The 19531-nt window shown below is 70.9% G+C and carries 21 protein-coding genes; all 21 read left to right on the forward strand.

Annotated elements, in window-relative coordinates:
• A partial coding sequence (locus FJY74_05725) for a hypothetical protein (protein MBM3307806.1) occupies positions 1-343 on the forward strand: 343 nt, incomplete at its 5' end.
• A 21-nt stretch (positions 344-364) separates the two neighbouring features.
• Positions 365-1414, forward strand: a complete 1050-nt coding sequence (locus tag FJY74_05730; GenBank protein ID MBM3307807.1) for a phosphoribosylformylglycinamidine cyclo-ligase — start codon at positions 365-367, stop codon at positions 1412-1414.
• Positions 1415-1542: 128 nt separating this feature from the next.
• Positions 1543-4869, forward strand: a complete 3327-nt coding sequence (pulA, locus tag FJY74_05735) for a pullulanase-type alpha-1,6-glucosidase (GenBank protein ID MBM3307808.1) — start codon at positions 1543-1545, stop codon at positions 4867-4869.
• 36 nt (positions 4870-4905) lie between these two features.
• Entirely contained in the window at positions 4906-6060 is a 1155-nt protein-coding gene (locus FJY74_05740; protein MBM3307809.1) for an alpha/beta fold hydrolase, read from the forward strand.
• Between the two features lie 474 nt (positions 6061-6534).
• Complete coding sequence (locus tag FJY74_05745; GenBank protein ID MBM3307810.1) at positions 6535-6792, forward strand: hypothetical protein; 258 nt, start codon at positions 6535-6537, stop codon at positions 6790-6792.
• A gap of 50 nt (positions 6793-6842) precedes the next feature.
• Complete coding sequence (gene yajC, locus FJY74_05750; GenBank protein MBM3307811.1) at positions 6843-7136, forward strand: preprotein translocase subunit YajC; 294 nt, start codon at positions 6843-6845, stop codon at positions 7134-7136.
• 9 nt (positions 7137-7145) lie between these two features.
• The gene (gene def, locus FJY74_05755) at positions 7146-7661 is read left to right on the forward strand and encodes a peptide deformylase (protein ID MBM3307812.1); all 516 of its coding nucleotides are present in this window, start codon (positions 7146-7148) and stop codon (positions 7659-7661) included.
• Positions 7662-7701: 40 nt separating this feature from the next.
• Positions 7702-8661, forward strand: coding sequence for a methionyl-tRNA formyltransferase (locus FJY74_05760; protein ID MBM3307813.1), 960 nt, complete (start codon positions 7702-7704; stop codon positions 8659-8661).
• A gap of 1 nt (position 8662) precedes the next feature.
• Positions 8663-9430 (forward strand): DUF116 domain-containing protein, encoded by a 768-nt coding sequence (locus tag FJY74_05765; GenBank protein ID MBM3307814.1) that lies wholly within the window; start codon positions 8663-8665, stop codon positions 9428-9430.
• On the forward strand, positions 9430-10818 hold the full coding sequence (rsmB, locus tag FJY74_05770; protein ID MBM3307815.1) for a 16S rRNA (cytosine(967)-C(5))-methyltransferase RsmB: 1389 nt from the start codon (positions 9430-9432) through the stop codon (positions 10816-10818). The genes FJY74_05765 and rsmB overlap by 1 nt, the downstream gene beginning before the upstream one ends.
• A gap of 74 nt (positions 10819-10892) precedes the next feature.
• Positions 10893-11609 carry a PASTA domain-containing protein gene (locus tag FJY74_05775; protein ID MBM3307816.1) on the forward strand — a complete coding sequence of 239 codons (717 nt, stop codon included), beginning with the start codon at positions 10893-10895 and terminating at the stop codon, positions 11607-11609.
• Positions 11610-11652: 43 nt separating this feature from the next.
• Entirely contained in the window at positions 11653-12330 is a 678-nt protein-coding gene (gene rpe, locus FJY74_05780) for a ribulose-phosphate 3-epimerase (protein MBM3307817.1), read from the forward strand.
• A 175-nt stretch (positions 12331-12505) separates the two neighbouring features.
• Positions 12506-13831 (forward strand): signal recognition particle protein, encoded by a 1326-nt coding sequence (ffh, locus tag FJY74_05785; GenBank protein ID MBM3307818.1) that lies wholly within the window; start codon positions 12506-12508, stop codon positions 13829-13831.
• 59 nt (positions 13832-13890) lie between these two features.
• Positions 13891-14340: a 30S ribosomal protein S16 gene (gene rpsP / locus FJY74_05790; GenBank protein ID MBM3307819.1), complete on the forward strand. Its 450-nt coding sequence runs from the start codon at positions 13891-13893 to the stop codon at positions 14338-14340.
• Between the two features lie 80 nt (positions 14341-14420).
• Complete coding sequence (locus tag FJY74_05795) at positions 14421-14696, forward strand: KH domain-containing protein (protein ID MBM3307820.1); 276 nt, start codon at positions 14421-14423, stop codon at positions 14694-14696.
• Between the two features lie 38 nt (positions 14697-14734).
• Complete coding sequence (rimM, locus tag FJY74_05800) at positions 14735-15250, forward strand: 16S rRNA processing protein RimM (GenBank protein MBM3307821.1); 516 nt, start codon at positions 14735-14737, stop codon at positions 15248-15250.
• Between the two features lie 11 nt (positions 15251-15261).
• Entirely contained in the window at positions 15262-15996 is a 735-nt protein-coding gene (trmD, locus tag FJY74_05805; GenBank protein MBM3307822.1) for a tRNA (guanosine(37)-N1)-methyltransferase TrmD, read from the forward strand.
• A 50-nt stretch (positions 15997-16046) separates the two neighbouring features.
• Positions 16047-16397, forward strand: a complete 351-nt coding sequence (rplS, locus tag FJY74_05810) for a 50S ribosomal protein L19 (GenBank protein MBM3307823.1) — start codon at positions 16047-16049, stop codon at positions 16395-16397.
• Between the two features lie 27 nt (positions 16398-16424).
• Positions 16425-17399 (forward strand): ribonuclease HII, encoded by a 975-nt coding sequence (locus FJY74_05815; protein MBM3307824.1) that lies wholly within the window; start codon positions 16425-16427, stop codon positions 17397-17399.
• A 101-nt stretch (positions 17400-17500) separates the two neighbouring features.
• Complete coding sequence (locus tag FJY74_05820) at positions 17501-17869, forward strand: YraN family protein (protein ID MBM3307825.1); 369 nt, start codon at positions 17501-17503, stop codon at positions 17867-17869.
• 75 nt (positions 17870-17944) lie between these two features.
• The gene (locus FJY74_05825; GenBank protein ID MBM3307826.1) at positions 17945-19477 is read left to right on the forward strand and encodes a YifB family Mg chelatase-like AAA ATPase; all 1533 of its coding nucleotides are present in this window, start codon (positions 17945-17947) and stop codon (positions 19475-19477) included.
• Positions 19478-19531 lie beyond the last annotated feature (54 nt).

Below are 19531 nucleotides of genomic sequence, written 5' to 3' on the forward strand. Positions count from 1 at the left end.
CCACGCGATGGAGCTCCTCGTGAACTACGACTGGCCCGGCAACGTGCGCGAGCTGGAGAACGAGCTCGAGCGCGCCGTCGCGCTCGCCAAGCCCGGCGCGCCGATCGGGGCGAGCGCGCTCTCCGACCGGATCCGTTCCGTCCAGATCGCCATCCGCCCGCTCAGGCCGGGCAGCCAGCTCTCGCTCAAAGACATGGTCGAGGACGTCGAACGCCGCGTCATTCTGCAGGTCTTGAGCGAGTGCGACTGGAACAAGTCCCGCGCGTCGGAAGCCCTCGGCCTCAGCAGGCAGGGCCTCCTGAAGAAGATCGCTCGGTTCGGACTGGAAGAGACGGAGGAGTAGCCCCGGAAGAAGGAGAGACCGTTGTCGGACAAGCGCGACGACGCAGGGACCGCCTACCGCGACGCGGGCGTGGACATCGACGCCGGACAGAAGGCGGTCACGCTCATGCACGACGCCGTGCGCTCGACGTGGGACGCGGGCGTGCTCGGCCAGTACGGCGCGTTCGCAGGGCTCTACGCGCAGAGCGCCCGCGAGGGCATGGGCGACATCCTCGCCGTCACCATTGACGGCGTGGGGACGAAGGTGAAGGTCGGGGTCATGTGCGGCCGGTACGACACGGTCGGGCAGGACCTCGTCAACCACTGCGTCAACGACCTCCTCGTCCAGCGCGCGCGCCCGCTCCTCTTCGCCGACTACTTCGCCTGTTCGAAGATCGACCCGGAGATGGTCGCCGCCGCGGTGAGCGGCATGGCCGAGGCGTGCCGCGCCGCCAACTGCAGCCTCATCGCCGGCGAGACCGCCGAGATGCCCGGCGTGTACGCGCCCGGCGAGATCGACATCGCAGGCTGCATGATCGGCCTGGCGAAGGGCGAGGAGCTGGAGTGCGCCGAGCCGGTCGCCCCCGGCGACGCGCTCATCGGCCTCGAGTCGTCGGGCCTCCACACGAACGGCTACTCCCTCGCCAGGAAGATCCTCTTCGAGACGGCGGGCTACGGCGTGGACACGCGCGTCGCCGAGCTCGGCTGCACCGTGGGGGAGGAGCTTCTCAAGATCCACCGCCCGTACTTCCCCCTGCTCCACACGTTCCTCGGCGACCCTCGCGTGCACGGGCTCGCGCACCTCACCGGCGGCGGGTTCTACGACAACGTCGCCCGCATCCTGCCGGAGGAGTGCGGCGCGCGTATCGAAAGAGGCTCGTGGAGCGTGCCGCCCGTCTTCCGGCTCCTGCAGGCCATCGGGAAGCTACCCGACAGCGAGGCCTACCGCGTGTTCAACATGGGCATCGGGATGGTCCTCGCGGTGGACCCGGGATGCGTGGACGACATCGCCGCGCTCGTCACGCGCCTCGGCTGTCCCACGCACGTCATCGGCGAGGTGACGGAGGGCGAGTCGCAGGTCACCGTCGAGTGACGGCCCCGCGCGTGCCACCCGGATGATGCCCCAGGCACCCGCCTCAACGGACGCCTCCGCGGGGCGTCCGTGTGCTATACTCCCGGCACCGCACATCCAGACGTATCCGTGAACCGAGGAGGCATCCCATGCGCGCTCTTGGGCTCTTTGTGACGCTGTGCGCCGCCGCGCTCGCCACCGCGGCCGTCACCAAGGAGGTCGTGTTCAGGTTCGACCCCGCGGGGGCGATGGCGGTCACCACCGTGACGGTTCGCGGCAGCTTCAACAACTGGGGCGAGACGCCGATGACGAAGCAGGCCGACGGCGCGTGGTCCGTCTCCGTGGACCTCGAGCCCGGCGAGTACCAGTACAAGTACTTCGTGAACGGGCAGTGGCCCCAGGACATGGAGACCTTCCTCGCCGGAGGCCCGGCCGACGCCGACGCCGACGCCCACACGGACGACGGCTACGGCGGCAAGAACGCCGTGCGCATCGTGGGCGAGGGCGGACCCGGCGAGGCCGCCGCGCTCGAGCCCGCGCCCGCGCTCGCCGACGGCTTCGCGCGCATCCACTACCACCGCGTGAAGGGCGACTACGGCGGCTGGGGCCTTCACACGTGGGAGGACGTCGTCGGCCCGACGCAGTGGACGAGCCCGCTTCCGCCGACCGGTCGCGACCCCTACGGTCTCTACTGGGACGTGAAGCTCGCCGCGGGAGCGAAGCGCGTGGGGTTCATCGTGCACAAGGGCGACGCGAAGGACCCCGGCCCGGACATGTTCCTCGAGCCCGGGACGAAGGGGCGCGAGGTCTGGCTCATCACGGGGAGGAACGAGATGCACACGAGCGCGCCTGACGTGTCGCTTCTCGCGCTGGGCGACCTCACGAGGATGCGCGCGCACTGGCTGGCGCGCGGTCTCGTCGCGTGGCGGGTCAGGCACACCGAGGGCAACACCTACCGGCTGCACGCGGCGCCCGACGGCGGGCTCGCGCTGACTACGACCGGCGTGACGGGCGGGGAGAGCTTCGCGCTCACGCCCGATCCGGCAGGACTCCCGCGCGAGGCGGCGGCCGCGTTTCCGCACCTCATGGGCCCGCAGGCGCTCCGGCTGTCCGACGCCGACGCCGGCCGAGCGCGCGAGCTTGTGAAGGGGCAGGTCGTGGTGTCCGTGACCGGGCCCGACGGCAGACTCCTCGACGCGACCGGGTTGCAGATCCCCGGCGTGCTCGACGACCTCTTCGCGTACGACGGCCCGCTCGGCGTGCGCTGGCAGCACGAGGCGCCGATCCTCTCGGTCTGGGCGCCCACGGCGAAGAGCGTGAAGCTCCACCTCTTCGACTGGTCGCGCGCGAAGGCCGCCGGCGAGATCGTGCCGATGACCGAGGAGGCGGGCGTGTGGAGCGCGAAGGGCGCTCCCGAGTGGAAGGGCAAGTTCTACCTCTACGAGGTGACCGTGTACTTCCCTGCGACGGGGCGCGTCGAGGTCAACATGGTCACCGACCCGTACTCGCGCAGCCTCTCGACGAACAGCGAGCGGAGCCAGATCGTGGACCTCGACGTCGAGCCGCTCAAGCCCGAGCGGTGGGACTCGCTCGTGAAGCCGCGACTCGACGCGCCGGAGGACATCGTCATCTACGAGCTCCACGTGCGCGACTTCAGCGCGAGCGACCCGATGGTGCGCGAGGAGTTCCGCGGGACGTACGAGGCGTTCACGCTCGACTCGCACGGCACGCGGCATCTGCGCGAACTCGCGGGCGCCGGCCTCACGCACGTCCACCTGCTCCCGGTGTTCGACATCGCGACCATCAACGAGGACCGCTCCACGTGGCAGGGCCCCGGCGACCTCTCGCGGTTCGGCCCCGACTCCGAGGAGCAGCAGGCGGCCGTCGCGCGCGTGCGGGACTTCGACGCCTACAACTGGGGCTACGACCCGTTCCACTTCGGCGTGCCCGAGGGGAGCTACGCGCGGGACCCCGACGGCGCGCACCGCGTCCTCGAGTTCCGTCAGATGGTCAAGGCGCTCTCGGACATGGGGCTTCGCGTCGTCATGGACGTCGTGTACAACCACACGCACGCAAGCGGCCTCGATCGCGGGTCCGTGCTCGACAAGATCGTGCCGGGCTACTACCACCGCCTGAACGCGGACGGGTTCGTCGAGACGAGCACCTGCTGCCAGAACACGGCCACCGAGCACCGGATGATGGAGCGCCTCATGGTGGACGACGTCGTGCACTGGGCGCGGAACTACAAGGTGGACGGGTTCCGGTTCGACCTCATGGGCCACCACATGAAGCGCAACATGCTCGCCGTGCGCGAGGCGCTCGATGCGCTCACGCTCGAAGAGCACGGCGTGGACGGGCGGAGCGTGTACGTCTACGGCGAGGGGTGGGACTTCGGCGAGGTGCAGGGCGGGAAGCGCGGCGTCAACGCAACGCAGGTCAACGTGGCGGGCACGGGCATCGGCGCGTTCAACGACCGCATCCGCGACGCCATCCGCGGGGGAAGCGCGTTCAGCGACCGGCGCGAGCAGGGGTTCGCCACGGGCCTCTTCTACGATCCCAACGGCCTCAATCGCGGCGGCGAGCAGGACCGTCAGACGCTGCTGCGGATCACCGACCGGCTCAAGGTCGGGCTCGCGGGCGGGCTGCGCAACTACGCGTTCACCGACCGGAGCGGCCGGACGGCGCGCGGCGGGGACGGCGACAACGGCGGGTACACGGCGGAGCCGAGGGAGTCCATCAACTACTGCTCGGCGCACGACAACGAGACGCTGTTCGACAAGATCGCGTTCGCGGCGGCCGCATCGGCGACGCTCGATGACCGCGTGCGCATGCAGTGCCTCGGCATGAGCCTCGTCGCGCTGGGGCAGGGGGTGCCGTTCTTCCACGCCGGCGTGGACATGCTGCGGTCGAAGTCGCTCGAGACCGACAGCTACAACGCCGGCGACTGGTTCAACCGCCTGGACTTCACGTACGAGTCGAACAACTTCGGCGTCGGGCTCCCGAGCGCGGAGAAGAACCGGGACCGCTGGGACCTCATGCGACCGGTCCTGGCGCGCGCCGACATCCGGCCCGGGAAGGCGGAGATCGTTCGGGCCGCCGAGCACTTCCGCGAGATGCTGCGCGTCCGGAAGAGCAGCCCGCTCTTCCGCCTTCGCGCGGCGACGGACGTGCAGGCGCGCCTGCGGTTCCACAACAACGGGCCAGACCAGGTCCCGGGCCTCGTCGTGATGGAGCTTCTCGACGCCGGCGCCGGGCTTCCGGACCTCGATCCGAGCGCGAGCCGCATCGTCGTTCTCTTCAACGCGTCGAAGGCGGCCGTCACCTTCGGCGCGCCGGAGTGGAAGAAGGGCGGGTTCGCGTTACATCCGGTGCTCGCGGCGTCGGGAGATCCCGTCGTGAGGACGGCGTCGTTCGACCGCGGGCGCGGGCAGTTCACCGTGCCGGCGAGGACCGCGGCCGTCTTCGTCGAGCCCTGACGTGCGGCGCTTCGGGCATCCGAGGAGGTGGGGGCCGTGAGGCGGACATGGGCCATCGCGCTCGTGGCCGCCGCGGTCGTCCTGGCCGCGCTCGGGCCGCGCATCCGTGTCGGCTGGCTCGCCGCACGCCTGCTCTACGAGACGGCGAGGCCGTTCGAGGCCTCGTCGCCCGCGCGGCTTCGCGCGGAGCCGCTCGTCCAGGTGATCGAGCTTGAGGTCGGCCACGCCGTCGTCGTCGCCGACCTCTACCGTCCGCCGGGCCGGGGGCCGCACCCGGGCATCCTGCTCGTCCACGGCATGGCCGACGCCGGGCGGAGCGACGAGCGTCTCACGCGCTTCGCCGACGCGCTCGCCCGCGCCGGGTACGTCGTGCTCGTGCCCGATCTTGAGGGTCTCAGGCGCTTCCGCGTGAGCCTCGACGACGTCGGGACGATCGTCTCGGCGTTCGAGCACCTGAGGAGCGCCCCGGGGGTCCGCACGGACCGCGTCGCGATGTTCGGGGCAAGCTACTCCGGGGCACTCGCGCTCCTGGCCGCCGCCGACCCGGCGATCGCCGACGGCGTCAGGTTCTGCTTCCTCCTCGGCGCGTACCACGATCTCAGGAACGTCATCGTCTTCATGACCACGGGCCACTACCGCGTAGACGGCCAGTGGGCGCGGCTCGAGCCGGAGAACTTCGGGCGGTGGGTGTTCCTGCTGAACGTCGACGATGTCGTCGAGAGCCCGTCGGACCGGGAGACGCTCGAACGCATCGCTCTCGCGAAGCTCGCGGACCCGGACGCGGACGTGTTCTCGCTCGTCGGTCGTCTGGGCGCGGAGGGCCGCCGGGTGTTCGACATCATCACGGCGACGGACCCCGATGCCGCCGTCGCGCTTCTCGATGAGCTCCCGGAGCGCGCAAGCGAGTACCTTGCGCGGCTCTCCCCGAAGGGCTCGATGGCGAGCGTGAAGGCGCGGCTCATCCTCGTCCACGGTCGAGACGACAACATGATCCCGTACACCGAGAGCCTGGCGCTCGCCGAGGAGGCGCCGGCGGGCACCCGCACGAGGCTCGAGCTCCTGGGCTCCTTCCGGCACGTGGACCTCATCGTCGAGCCGGACGGCGGCGTGCACAGCCTGGCAAGGGCGGCTGCCGAGATCCTGGCGCTGTACTCCATCGCATGGGACATCGTGGCCGAGGGGCGCCTGTGAGGGGCGGGGAGACGCCGGGCCGGCCGCTGCTCCCGCGGGCCGCCCGCCGCTCCCTCGCGCCTGCCATGCTCGCTCCCATGTTCCTAAGTGTGTCATGGACGTACTGAGGCGGGCTTCCTCAGATTTCTCTTGCCGCGAAACCGCCCCCGGGCGTACCGTGACCTCGTGACCCCGCACGCACTCGCGGGGCGCACGGACGGCGAAGGGCGACGCGCAGCGCTCGACGCGTCGCCGATCTCACGCGGCGGGAGCCGCACGCCGTCTCAGAGCGCGAGCGGGAGCGCGTCCCGCCTCGCGCACCCCCCTCGAGAAGGGAGCGTCCTGCGGCCGGGGCGCTCCCGCTTTCTTGAGGCGCGCGCCTCGCGCGACGGGGGAGACGGCCGGCCGGTCCGTCGAGGGCGGCGGCCGCCTTGACTTGCCGGGTCCCGTCCTGCTAGGATTCCCGAAAGCCAAGGGCCCCGCGGAGCCGCCGCCGTGTTCCGACGCAAGAAGACCCCGCTGCGCGAAGGGAAGCCCAAGTCCGGGCTCTTCCTCGTCAAGAACGGTGTTCGCAGAGAGGTGAGCTTCGAGGAACTGGCCCTGTCGAACACGCTCTCCCTTGAGGCCCTCGTCCGTGTGCTGACGCGACGCGGCGGCATCGACGCGAAGGAGCTTCTCGAGGAGATGGACAAGGTCAAGACCGAGCGTTTCCGCGAGGGGCTGCCGCCCGTGGACGAAGAGGTCACCCACTAGGAGGACCGATGATGGCTCTCATGTTCCTGTTCCCTGAGACGGCCCACGCAATGGGCACCACTGGCGCGCCGTCCGGCCAGACGGCCGGCGGCGGCCCCGGCATGCTGTTCATGCTCGTCGCCATCTTCGCGATCTTCTACTTCCTCATGATCCGGCCCGAGTCGAAGCGCCGCAAGGAGCGCCAGCAGATGATCGACTCGCTGCAGCGCGGCGACAAGGTCGTGACCGTCGGCGGGCTGTACGGCGAGATCCAGGACGTGCACGACGACAAGGTCGTTCTCAGGGTCGCGGAGAACGTGAAGGTCGAGGTGGCGAAGTCGGCCATCAGCGGCAAGAGGTCGTGACGGAGCCCCATGGCGATTCTCCCTGTCTCGAAGCACGGCGATCGGATCTTGTCGAAGCGCGCGCGACCGGTGACCGAGATCACCGATGAGGTGAGAACCCTCATCGACGACATGGTCGAGACGATGCGCCTCGGTGAAACGCCCGCGGTCGGACTTGCGGCCCCGCAGGTCGGCCGCGACCTCGCCGTCATCGTCGCCGAGCCGCCGCCGGACCACGAGGGCACCGAGGCGCTCTACCGGGGCGCCGTCGTGCTCGTGAATCCCGAGGTTGTGCACGCGTCCGGCAGCGATGTCATCGAGGAGGGGTGTCTGAGCTGCCCCGGCGTGACGGCGGAGGTCGAGCGACCGGGGAGCATCGTGGTGAAGGGGCTCGACCGCGACGGCAGGCCGGTGAAGCTCGAGGTCTCCGGCGCGCTCGCGAGGATCTTCCAGCACGAGATCGACCACCTCACGGGCAGGTTTTTCTTCGACCACCTGAACCCCATCAAGCGGCAGCTCCTGAAGGCGCGGATCAGAAGAACGTAGGGCGGAGGCTCCCGGCCTCCGGCCCCGGCGAGTGTCGGCCATGCGCATCGTCTTCATGGGGACCCCGCAGTTCGCGGTCCCCAGCCTCACCAAGGTCCACGCGCGCGGGCACGAGGTCGCTCTCGTGGTCACCCAGCCGGATCGCCCGGCGGGACGCGGTCTGCGCCTGTGCTGTCCGCCCGTCAAGGAAGCAGCGACGGTCCTGGGGCTGCCCGTCGCGCAGGTCGAGACCGTCAACTGCGACGAGTTCACGGCCCGGCTCGGCGCTCTCGCGCCGGACGTGGTCGTCGTCGTGGCCTTCGGGCAGATCCTCTGCGAGAGCATCCTGGCCGCGCCGACGAAGGGCGCGGTGAACGTCCACGCGTCGCTCCTTCCGCGCTACCGAGGGGTCGCGCCGATCAACTGGGCCATCGTGAACGGCGAGAAGGAGACCGGCGTCACGACGATGTTCATGGCGCGCAAGGTGGACGCCGGCGAGATCATCCTGATGCGCGGCACGCCCATTGGCCCGAGAGAGACGGCGGGCGAGCTTTACGCGAGGCTCGCCGAGATGGGGGGCGATCTTCTGGTAGAGACGCTGGACCTCATCGAGGCGGGGAGGGCGCCGCGCGTTGTGCAGGACCCCGCGCTCGTTTCGTACGCGCGCAAGCTCACGCGGGCGGACGGCGAGGTGGTCTGGGATCGGCCCGCCGGGCGGGTCTTCGATCACGTCAGGGGTATGACGCCCTGGCCGGGTGCGCACACCCGCTTCAAGGGGAAGGCGCTCGAGGTGCTCCGCGCCGAGCCGGGCGATGCAGCGGGCCGTCGCGGCGCCCCCGGGGAGATCGTCGCGATGGACCGGACGAAGGGGATCGAGGTCGCGACCGCCGACGGCACCGTGTGGCTCCTCGAGGTGAAGCCGGAAGGCAAGGGCGCGATGGCGGCGACAGCGTTCGCCCGCGGCTACAGACCGGCCGCCGGCGACAGGCTGGGCGTACGGCCGCCGCCGCCCGAGGCGTAGCATGTCCCTGGGAGAGAAGAGGCTCTTCGTTCTCGTGTCCGTGGGGGGGCTCGTCCTCCTCGCCGCGCTCGTGTCGCTCGCGCTCTACCTCACGGCGCCCCGGCTCTCCGAGTTCCACCCCGATCTTCCCGGCGTCATCGCGGTGACGGCGCTACTCGGCCTGGCCATCGTGGCGGTCGGTCTCGGGCTCATCGCGCTCGCCGTGGTGACGGGGCGCCGCGTCGTCTTCGGTCAACGCGTCGCGTCGTCCGTCGTGCGCATCGTCTTCCCCCTGGTGCGGATGCTCTCCGCGGTCGTCGGCCTCGACCGCGACGCCGTGAAGCGCTCCTTCATCGCCGTCAACAACGCGCTCGTGGCAGGTGGCGCGCTCCCGGGCCGCGACGCCCGCGTGCTGCTCCTGCTTCCGCACTGCCTGCAGGCGGCCTCGTGCCCCCACCGGATCACCGGCGGGCTCATCGAGAACTGCGAGCGGTGCGGGCAGTGCGTCATCGCCGGTCTCGTGGACCTCGCCCGCGAGCGCAGGCTCGCTCTCGCGGTCGCGACCGGGGGCACGCTCGCGCGCCGCGTCATCGGCGAGGTGCGCCCGGCCGCCATCATCGCCGTCGCGTGCGAGGCGGATCTCACGGCGGGCATCCAGGACAGCTACCCGCTTCCCGTCTACGGCATCCTGAACGAGCGGCCGCACGGGCCGTGCGTCGACACGACCGTGGACCTCGAGAACATCCGGCGGGCCATCGGCCTCCTCTCCCGCAAGGCAGGCGGACCGTGATGGACGCGCGCCGAACGGCGCTTCTCGCGCTCACCGCGTGGGAGTCCGGCGACAGGACGATCGACGCCGTCCTCGAGCGGGAGCTCGAGAGCGCGGGGCTTGACGCGCGGGACACCGCTCTCGCGCAGAACCTGACCTTCGGCGTCATCCGGTGGAAGGGGCGGATCGACTGGGTCCTCGACCAGTACGTCAAGGGAGGGCTCCGGTCGCTTCCTCTCCCGATCCGGAACGCGCTTCGCCTCGGTCTCTACCAGATCGACTACCTCGACCGGATCCCGCCCCGCGCGGCCGTGAGCGAGTCCGTGAACCTCGCGAAGCGGTACGGGCACGCGGGCACGGCGGGGCTCGTGAACGCCGTGCTCCGCAACGTGCTGACGAGCCTTCGGCCCGACTTCCCCGACATCGCGAGCGACCCGGTCGGGCACGTGAGCGTCGTGCACTCGCACCCCCGCGTGCTCGTCGAGCGGTGGATCGCCAGGTACGGCCTCGACATGACGATGGTTCTCTGCGAGTATGACAATCAGATTCCGCGGCTCGTCGCGCGGGGGAACGGGCTTGCGTGCTCCACGGCGGCGCTCGCCGCCGCGTTGCGTTCGGAGGGCAGGGAGACCGCCCCGGGCAGGTACTTCCCCGAGTGTCTCGAGCTGACCGGCGGAGGGGACGTCACGCAGCTCGAGAGCTTCGGGAACGGGCTCTTCCAGGTTCAAGACGAGAGCACGCTGGCGGCGGTGAGGCTTCTGGATCCGAGGCCGGGCGAGGAGATCGTCGACGCGTGCGCCGCGCCCGGAGGCAAGACGACGTACACGGCGGCGCTCATGGGCGGGAAGGGGAGGATCCGGGCGTTCGAGGTGTCCCCGGCGCGGGGCGAGATGCTCCGGTCCAACATCCGGCGGCTCGGGGTCGGGAACTGCGAGATCGTGGACGGAGAAGCCACGGCGGCGAACGCCGGGCCGGCCGACGCCGTGCTCGTGGACGCTCCGTGCACCGGAACGGGCACGCTCGGACGCAGGATCGACTCGCGCTGGAAGTTCGACCTGACGGCCCGCGAGCGCACTCGCGAGGACGTTCTGGACCTTGAGCGCCTGCACCCAAGGCAGCTCTTCGCGACCCAGGCGAGCCGCCAGCTGCGGCTCCTCATGCACGCCGCGGACATCGTCCGCCCGGGCGGGCGCATCGTCTACAGCACCTGCAGCCTCGAGCCGGAGGAGAACGAGCAGGTCGTCGAGCGGTTCCTCGCCAAGCGGCCGGAGTTCGGGCTCGAGGCGCCCTCGGAGCGTGTGCCCGCCATGTTCGCCGACGGCCCGTTCGTGAGGGTCCTGCCGCACCGCCACGGGATCGACGGGGCGTTCGCGGCCAGGTTCGGGAGGGCCGGGGGGGACGGTCATTGAAGCAGTCGCGCACCCCACGCGAGAGGCCTGCGTCCGGCGGCGGCTCCCCGGGCTCCGCGAGCCACGCCACGCGCGTGGCCGTCGCCGCCAGCGCCGTCCTCGCCGCCGTCGTGTGCGCGGCGGTCATCACGAACTACCTCGTCATGCCCATCATCGCCCGTCGCGGCGATCTGGTGGCGGCCCCGGACCTGGTCGGCCGTCCGCTGGCGGAAGGACAGCGGGTCCTGGCTGAGCTGGGGCTGAACCTCCGCGTTGCCGACGAGCGTCCCGACCCGATGTACCCGGGAGGCAGGATCGTCAGGCAGTCGATGGTCGCGGGCTCGGACGTGAAGCGCGGCCGGACCATGGTGGTCAGCGTGAGCAGCGGCCTCGATCTCAGGACCGTGCCGCAGCTCTCGGGGCTCCCCGTGCGCCAGGCGGAGCTCGAGATCGTCCGGGCCGGGCTCGCGTTCGGCGGCGTGACCGAGGTCACCAGCGACCGGGTGGACAGGGGGCGGGTGATCGGCAGCGCCCCCGGGCCGGGCACGTCGGTGCCCGCGGGCGGGGAGATCACTGTCCTCGTGAGCCTCGGGCGGCGGCGCACCGAGTTCGCGATGCCGTCTCTCGTCGGCCGGGACCCGGTCGAGGCGACCGAGATCGCTGAAGGCCTGGGCCTCACGGTCCGCACGGTGAGCTACGGGAAGAGCAGGCGTGGCGCCGGGCTCCGGGAGACCGTGATCCTGCAGAACCCGCCGCCCGGGGCGAGGGTCGGGGAAGGGGACGACGTCGTCCTGCGAGTGGGTCGCGAGTGAGCGCGCTCGTGGGGTTCCGGTTCAGAGAGGAGCGGAAGGACACATGAGCGACCGGAGGATCCGCATCTCGCCGTCGATCCTGGCGGCGGACTTCACGCGACTGGGCGATGAGATCGCCCGCGTCGCCGAAGCGGGCGCGGACATGATCCACATCGACGTCATGGACGGGCACTTCGTTCCGAACCTCACCATGGGGCCGTTCATCGTGCAGGCGGTGCGGCGCGTGACCGACCTTCCCATCGACGTCCACCTGATGATCACGGATCCGGAGAAGTACGCCCCCGCGTTCGTGTCGGCGGGCGCGACGTACGTCGCCTTCCATCGCGAGGCGGCCGCCGAGCCGCGGCGCGTGATCGAGCACATCCGCCGCGCGCGGGGCAAGCCCGGCCTGGCGCTCAACCCGCAGAATCCCGCCGAGTCGATCGAGCCGTACCTCGAGATGCTGGACCTCGTCGTCGTGATGACCGTGAACCCCGGGTTCGCGGGGCAGGGCTTCATGGCCGGCGTCATGTCGAAGGTCAAGCAGATCGCCGAGTGGAAGCGGCGCCAGTCGCTGGAGTTCCTCATCCAGGTGGACGGCGGCATCAACCGCTCGACGGCGCCCGTGGCCGCCGCAAGCGGGGCGGACATCCTCGTCGCCGCGTCGGCCATCTTCCGGGCGGATGCCCCCGGGCAGGAGCTCAAGGCCATCAGGCAGGCCGCCGAGAGCGCCCTCGCGTAGCCCTGCCCGGCAGCGGTCCAGCCGTCTTTTCCCTTGCCGGTATCGGGGTCGTCTGGTATATTCCAACGGCTGTGTCTATGGCGGGTGCCGCCCAGGCGCCCCGCGCGGCGTTGTGCGCCGCGGCGGGGGTGTCGGCGGCGTTCGCCCGTCGAGCGCGGGCCCGTGAGGTAGAGGGATGTTCGACCAGCTCTCAGCGAGGCTCCAGAGCGCCTTCTCCCTGCTCACGGGGAAGGGGAAGCTCACCGAGGCCAACATCGACGAGGCGCTCCGCGAGGTGCGCCGCGCGCTGCTCGAGGCGGACGTCCACTTCAAGGTCGCCCGCTCGTTCATCGACGGCGTGCGGTCCCGCGCGGTCGGCCAGGAAGTGCTCCGGAGCGTCACGCCGGGGCAGCAGGTCATCAGGATCGTCCACTCGGAACTCGTCGCGCTTCTCGGTGGGACGGCGATGCCCTACCGGTTTGCCTCGTCGTCGCCCGCGCTCACGATGGTCGTCGGGCTTCAGGGATCGGGCAAGACGACCTTCTGCGCGAAGCTCGCGCAGTATCTTCGGGCGCGGGGGAAGAGGCCGATCCTGGCGGCCGCGGACACGTACCGCCCGGCGGCGCAGGACCAGCTCGTGCAGCTTGGGCGCGGGCTCGGCCTCCCGGTGCACGTGGGCCGTGCGGGCGACGACCCGGTGGCCATCGCGACGGGCGCGCTCGACGAGGCGCGGCGCGCGGGGCACGACGTCGTCGTGCTCGACACGGCCGGTCGGCTGCACGTCGACGAGGCGATGATGGACGAGCTCGAGCGGATCAGCGCCGCGACGAAGCCGCACGAGATCCTGCTCGTTCTGGACAGCATGACGGGTCAGGACGCCGTGAACGTCGCGTCGGAGTTCTCGCGGAGACTCGACTTCACGGGCGCCGTCCTCACGAAGCTCGACGGCGACACGCGCGGGGGCGCCGCGGTGTCGCTCGCGGCCGTCACGGGGAAGCCGATCAGGTTCGTCGGCGTCGGCGAGAAGCTGGACGCGCTCGAGACCTTCCATCCCGAGCGGATGGCCTCCCGGATCCTCGGGATGGGCGACGTCGTCACGCTCGTCGAGCGGGCGCAGGAGGCGACCGACGCCGAGCAGGCGGCGAAGCTCGAGGAGAAGCTCAGGAAGCAGGCATTCACACTCGAGGACTTCAGGGACCAGCTTGGGGCCCTCAGGAAGATGGGCCCGCTCGATCAGGTCCTGGCGATGGTTCCGGGGCTCCGACCGGGCGCCGCGGCGTCGGTGGACGAGAGGGCCGTGACGAGGACCGGGGCAATCCTCGATTCCATGACGCCCCGTGAGAGGCGGGACCCGAGGGTCATCGACGGGAGCCGCAGGAAGAGGATCGCGCGCGGGAGCGGCACGACCGTGCAGGACGTGAACCGCGTGCTGCGCGAGTTCGACGCCATGAAGCAGATGATGAAGCGGTTCGGGAAGCTCGGAAGGCACGGGGCGTTCCCGCTGGCGCCGTTCGGGCGCTGAGGGAGCTCCGCGGCGGCCCGGCGGTGCGCTGCGCGCGCAGAGAGCGAGGAGGGTACGAGGTGTCGGTGAAGATCCGGTTGCAGCGGAAGGGAACGACGAACGTGTCGTTCTTCCGCATCGTGGTGGCGGATTCGCGGTCGCCCCGTGACGGGCGCTTCGTAGACCAGCTCGGCTACTACGACCCGCGGAAGAACCCCGCGGACATCAAGGTCGATACGGCGAGGGTCATCGACTGGCTGCGCAAGGGCGCGCAGCCGTCGGGGACCGTGCGGTCTTTGCTCTCCCGCGTCGGGATCATGCAGACCTGGCACGAGATGAGGAAGGGGAAGTCGCTCGACGAGCTCGCGCACATCGAGGACGAGGCCCGTCAGAAGATGCAGATGACGGCCTCGGCGCAGCACGGCAGGCGGCAGGCGGCCAGGGAGAGGAAGACCACCGCGGCGGTCCAGGAGGAGCCGGCGGCGGCCGAGGCCGAGCCGGAGACTCCGGCCGAGCCGGCGGGCGAGTAGCGCGCGGTCCGGAGCGGGCCGGGGGGCCGGCGTGGAGGACGCGCGGAAGGACAACCTAGTCCCCCAGAAAGGTCGGGACCATGAACGGCGATGAGATCAGGACCGGCGGGCACGGAGACTTCACGCTCCAGCCGTTGGTCGAGTACATCTCCCGCAGCCTCGTGACCAGGCCGGACGACGTCCGCATCACGCAGTCCATGAAAGGCGACATGATCGTGTACGAGGTTCACGTCGCCGACGAGGACAAGGGACGCGTCATCGGGAAGAACGGCAGGACGGCGAAGGCCCTCCGCGCGATCATAGGGGCCGCCGCGACCAAGGCCGAGAAGAAGGCGACGGTCGAGATCATCGATTGACCCTGAGAGGGCCGGCCCGTCCGGCAGCGGACGCAGCCATGAGGAATCTCGACGACTGGATCGAGGCCGGCGTGATCGTCCGGGCGCACGGCGTCCGCGGCGAGGTGATCGCCGACGTGCTGCAGGACCTCGTCGACGTGTTCGCGCAGGGTCTCGAAGTGAGACTGACCGACGGCGAGGGCGCGGAGCGCCGCCACGAGGTGCGGCGGGCCCGCAGACACCAGGACCGCGTCATCCTCGAGCTGTCGGGCGTGGACACCTGCGAGAGAGCTGAGGGCCTTCGGGCCTGCACGGTGTGGCTCAGCAGGGACAGCATCGTCCCCCCCGAGGGCAAGCGCTGGTTCGTGCAGGACCTCCTCGGCGTTGAGGTTCTCACCGAAGAGGGCGAGCTCCTCGGACGGCTGACGGAGGTCATGCACATGCCGGCCAACGACGTCTACGTCGTGCGCGGAGAGGGAGGCGAGCTGCTCCTTCCGGCGATCGACGACGTCATCAGGGACGTGGACGTGCGCGCCGGCAGGATGGTCGTGAGGCTGATCGAGGGCCTGAGATAGGGGGGGGCGCCGTGAGGATCGACGTTCTCACGCTGTTCCCCGAGATGTTCGTCGGCCCCTTGAGCGAGAGCATCCTCAAGCAGGCGCAGGAGCGGGGGCTCCTCACCGTCGGGCTGACGGACATCCGAGATTTCGCGAAGGACAAGCACCGCACCGCCGACGACTACCAGTACGGAGGCGGCAGCGGGATGGTGATGAAACCGGAGCCGATCTTCGAGGCCGTCGAGTCGGTTCTGGCGGGGGCGGCGGGGGAGGAGAGGCCGGCCGTCGTCCTGCTGTCGGCGCGCGGGCGGTTGTTCGATCAGGCGATGGCGCGCGACCTCTCCCTGTTTCCGAGGCTCGTGCTCATCTGCGGGCGGTACAAGGGCGTGGACGAGCGCGTCGCGGGCCTCGCGACGCATGAGGTTTCGATCGGGGACTACGTCCTGACCGGCGGCGAGCTCCCCGCGATGATCGTCATCGACGCCGTGGCGAGGCTCATCCCCGGCGTCCTCGGCGACATGGAATCGGCGGAGACGGACTCCTTCTACGAGGGCATCCTCGGTCCGCCGACGTACACCCGGCCGGAGGAGTATCGCGGGCTTAAGGTCCCGGAGGCCCTTGTCTCAGGGAACCACGCGCGGATCAGGCGCTGGCGGCGCGAGCAGGCCCTGAAGGCGACGCTCGAGCGGAGACCGGACCTTCTCGGGAGCGCGCGGCTGACGGAGGAGGATCGCGAGATCCTGGAAGAGATGGAGCGAGGCTGATTCCCCGGGAAGTGGCGGCGCGCAGAGCCCCGAGGGCTCAGGGAGAGACGATGAACGCGAAGGTGAAGGCCATCGAGCAGAAGCACACGAAAGCGGAAGTGCCGGAGTTCCGGGTCGGCGACACCGTCAGGGTGCACGTCCGCATCACGGAGGGCGACAAGGAGCGCACCCAGGCGTTCGAGGGAACGGTGCTTGCGCGGCAGGGCAATGGGCCCAACGAGACGTTCACGGTGCGCAGGGTCGCGTCGGGTGTGGGGGTGGAGAGGATCTTCCCCGTGAGCGCCCCGAACGTGCAGAGCATCGCCGTCACTCGCCGCGGTCGGGCGAGACGCGCGAAGCTCACGTACCTCCGGAGCAGGACGGGCAAGGCGGCCAAGACGAAGTCGAAGGACATCGAGTAGCCCCGCCCCATTGGGAGTGCACGAGCGATTCCAGGCATTGAGGACCTCAGCCTGGCTCAAGTGAAGGAGCTCGTGGCCGGCGCTCGACCGGAGCCCGGCGACGAGCTCTGGGACGCGCTCGCGTCCGACCCCCGCAGGGGAGTCGCAGACCTCCTAGCGCAGATCGCAAGACAGGCAGCGCGGGCCCGCGCCGAGCGGGAGCGCCTGGCCGCGCTCCGGCTCGACGAGGCGGCGCTCTGGGCGGCCGGCGCGCGGCACGTTGCCGGCGTGGACGAGGCGGGCCGCGGCCCGCTCGCGGGCCCCGTCGTCGCGGCGGCCGTCGTCCTCCCCGAGAACGCGGATCTCCCCGGACTCGACGACTCCAAGAAGCTCACCCCGGCGAAACGCGAGGAGCTCTTCGCCCGCATCGCTCTTGAGGCCACGGCCGTGGGGGTCGGGAGCGCATCCGAGAAGGTCATCGACGAGACGAACATCCTGAGCGCGACGCTCTCGGCAATGCGCGATGCCGTGGCCGCTCTGGCCGTGCGCCCGGACCACGTCATCGTGGACGGGACGTCGCTGCCGGAGATGGACGTCCCGCGCACCGCCATCCCGCGCGGCGACGAGCGGTCGGCCGCGATCGCCGCCGCGTCCGTCGTCGCGAAGGTCACGAGGGACCGCCTCATGGCGGATCTCGACGCGACGTACCCCGGCTACGGCTTCGCGCAGCACAAGGGCTACGGCACGAGCGAACACGTCGCCGCGCTGGCCCGGCTGGGGCCCTGCGAGATCCACCGGCGTTCCTTCGGCCTCGTGATGGAAGCGTCGGGAGGCTGGTCCGTCTCCTTCATCGGGTATCGCTCACGGCTTCTGAGCGCGGACTCGCGCGCCGCGCTCGATCGGATCGGCGCCGAGATCGCGCGCGTGAAGGACTCGATCCCCCCCCACGAGCTCTCGAGGCTTCGAGGCATCTACACCCGCGCCCAGCGGCGCGTGAGCGCGGGCGTTTCCCCGAAGCGCTGACGCGGCCACGCCCACGCGGCTGAAGCCCGCGCGGCGCGCCCGCTATCGACGCCCCCGCGGCTCGCCGCCGCGCCCACGACCCCGCCCCTGAAAGGCCTCCCATGCACACGCGCGAGCTCGGCGCGCTCGCCGAGGACATCGCCGCCTCGTATCTCAGGCTCACGGGGCACGAGGTGCTGGCCCGCGGGTACGTGTTCCGCGGCAAGGAGCTGGACATCGTCGCCCGTGCGGGCGGACGCATCCTGTTCGTCGAGGTGAAGTTCAGGCGCACGGCCGCGCGCGGGCTCCCTCGGGAGGCCGTCGACGCGCGCAAGGTGCGGCACATCGTCTTCGCCGCGCAGGGGTTTCTCGCGGAGCGGCGGCTGGGCTCGCCCGCGTGCCGGTTCGACGTCGTCGAGGTGACGATTGAGCCCGGGGGGCTCGCGCTCCGCGTGCTTCACATCCCCGGCGCGTTCGGGCTGAACTGGTGAGAGATGCCCAGAGCGCGGGATGCGGGGCTCGGCGCGACCGCGCAGGGGTGGGGCAGGGGTCGGGAGGAGGTTGTCATGCTTGCGACGGTGCTGAGCGGCGGGGTGTCGGGGATCGAGGGGTACATCGTGCGCGTCGAGGCCGACGTGAGCCACGGGCTCCCGTCGTTCGCGACCGTGGGCCTGGGCGACAGCGCGGTGCGGGAAGGGCGCGACCGCGTCGTCTCGGCCATCAGGAACTCGGGCTTCTCGTTTCCCATGGAGCGCATCACCGTGAACCTCGCGCCCGCGGACGTGCGCAAGGAGGGCGCCGGGTTCGATCTGCCCGTCGCGGCAGGCATTCTCGCCGCGACGGGTCAGATCCCGGCGGACCTGCTCCCGCGCGTCGCCATCGCCGGCGAACTCGCGCTCGACGGGTCCACGCGCTCCCTGAGCGGCGTCCTCCCGATCGCCGTCGCCGCGGAGCGCGCTGGGCTGTGGGGCGTCATCGTGCCGCCCGCGAATGCCCGGGAGGCCGCCGCGGCGGCGGTCCGCGTGCTTCCCGCTGCGAGCCTCGCCGCCGCCGCTCGGATCCTCCTGGGGGGCGAGCCGGATCCGCTGCCGGACGATCCGCCCGACGCCGAGCCCCCTTCCGTCGGGGATGTGTCGGACGTCCGCGGGCAGGCCGCCGTCAAGCGAGCCCTCGAGGTCGCCGCGGCCGGCGGGCACAACCTCCTCATGATCGGACCGCCGGGCATCGGGAAGACGATGCTCGCCCGCAGGCTGCCCGCCGTCCTCCCGCCGCTCACGCGGGACGAGGCGCTCACCGCCACGATGATCCACAGCGTCGCCGGTCTCCTGCCCGTTCGCTCGGGCCTCATGCGCACGCGGCCGTTCCGTGCGCCGCACCACACGATCTCAGACGCGGGGCTCGTCGGAGGCGGGCGCGTCCCGCGTCCCGGCGAAGTGAGCCTCGCTCACGGCGGCGTCCTGTTCCTCGACGAGCTGCCCGAGTTCAGGCGCAACGCGCTCGAGGCGCTGCGCCAGCCGATGGAGGAAGGGGAGGTGACGGTCACGCGGTCGATGACCGCAACGTCCTTCCCGGCGCGGTTTATGCTGGTCGCGAGCATGAACGCGTGCCCGTGCGGCAACCTCGGGCATCCGAAGAAGACGTGCCGCTGCGCGCCATCGGTCGTGCAGCGATACGTCGCTCGGGTGTCGGGCCCGCTCATGGACCGCATCGACATTCACGTGCACGTCGTTCCGCCGACCTTCGAGGAGCTCGAGGACGGCAGCGTTCCGGAGCCCGCCGTCGCGGTGCGCGAGCGGGTGTCCCGCGCCCGGGCGAGGCAGGCGTCGCGGGCCGCCAACGAGGGGGCCGTGAACGCGCGTCTCGGGGCCGCCGTGCTGAGGAGGGCGCTCGTTCTCTCACCGACCGCGCGCTCGACCGTCGAAGCGGCAGTGCGCAAGCTCGGGCTCTCGGCTCGCGCGTACCACAAGGTGCTTCGGATCGCGCGGACCATCGCCGACCTCGCGGACAGCGACGCGATCGGCCCCGAGCACGTCGGCGAGGCCGTCCAGTACCGGAGCCTCGACCGTCTGGACAGGACGCTCGGCTTGCGCTATGATTAGAAGTGTAGTCAAGAACGCCGCAGCGGAGGCCCTCGTGAGGGCCCGAACCCACAG

It is taken from the genome of Candidatus Effluviviaceae Genus I sp., from assembly GCA_016867725.1.
Lineage (GTDB): Bacteria > Joyebacterota > Joyebacteria > Joyebacterales > Joyebacteraceae > VGIX01.

Coding starts and splice junctions, on each gene's coding strand:
- pulA (MBM3307808.1), top strand. CDS start 1,543: ATGCGCGCTCTTGGGCTCTTTGTGACGCTGTGCGCCGCCGCGCTCGCC.
- FJY74_05820 (MBM3307825.1), top strand. CDS start 17,501: ATGCACACGCGCGAGCTCGGCGCGCTCGCCGAGGACATCGCCGCCTCG.
- rplS (MBM3307823.1), top strand. CDS start 16,047: ATGAACGCGAAGGTGAAGGCCATCGAGCAGAAGCACACGAAAGCGGAA.
- rsmB (MBM3307815.1), top strand. CDS start 9,430: ATGGACGCGCGCCGAACGGCGCTTCTCGCGCTCACCGCGTGGGAGTCC.
- ffh (MBM3307818.1), top strand. CDS start 12,506: ATGTTCGACCAGCTCTCAGCGAGGCTCCAGAGCGCCTTCTCCCTGCTC.
- FJY74_05825 (MBM3307826.1), top strand. CDS start 17,945: ATGCTTGCGACGGTGCTGAGCGGCGGGGTGTCGGGGATCGAGGGGTAC.
- rpe (MBM3307817.1), top strand. CDS start 11,653: ATGAGCGACCGGAGGATCCGCATCTCGCCGTCGATCCTGGCGGCGGAC.
- FJY74_05765 (MBM3307814.1), top strand. CDS start 8,663: ATGTCCCTGGGAGAGAAGAGGCTCTTCGTTCTCGTGTCCGTGGGGGGG.
- def (MBM3307812.1), top strand. CDS start 7,146: ATGGCGATTCTCCCTGTCTCGAAGCACGGCGATCGGATCTTGTCGAAG.
- yajC (MBM3307811.1), top strand. CDS start 6,843: ATGGGCACCACTGGCGCGCCGTCCGGCCAGACGGCCGGCGGCGGCCCC.
- FJY74_05795 (MBM3307820.1), top strand. CDS start 14,421: ATGAACGGCGATGAGATCAGGACCGGCGGGCACGGAGACTTCACGCTC.
- rimM (MBM3307821.1), top strand. CDS start 14,735: ATGAGGAATCTCGACGACTGGATCGAGGCCGGCGTGATCGTCCGGGCG.
- FJY74_05760 (MBM3307813.1), top strand. CDS start 7,702: ATGCGCATCGTCTTCATGGGGACCCCGCAGTTCGCGGTCCCCAGCCTC.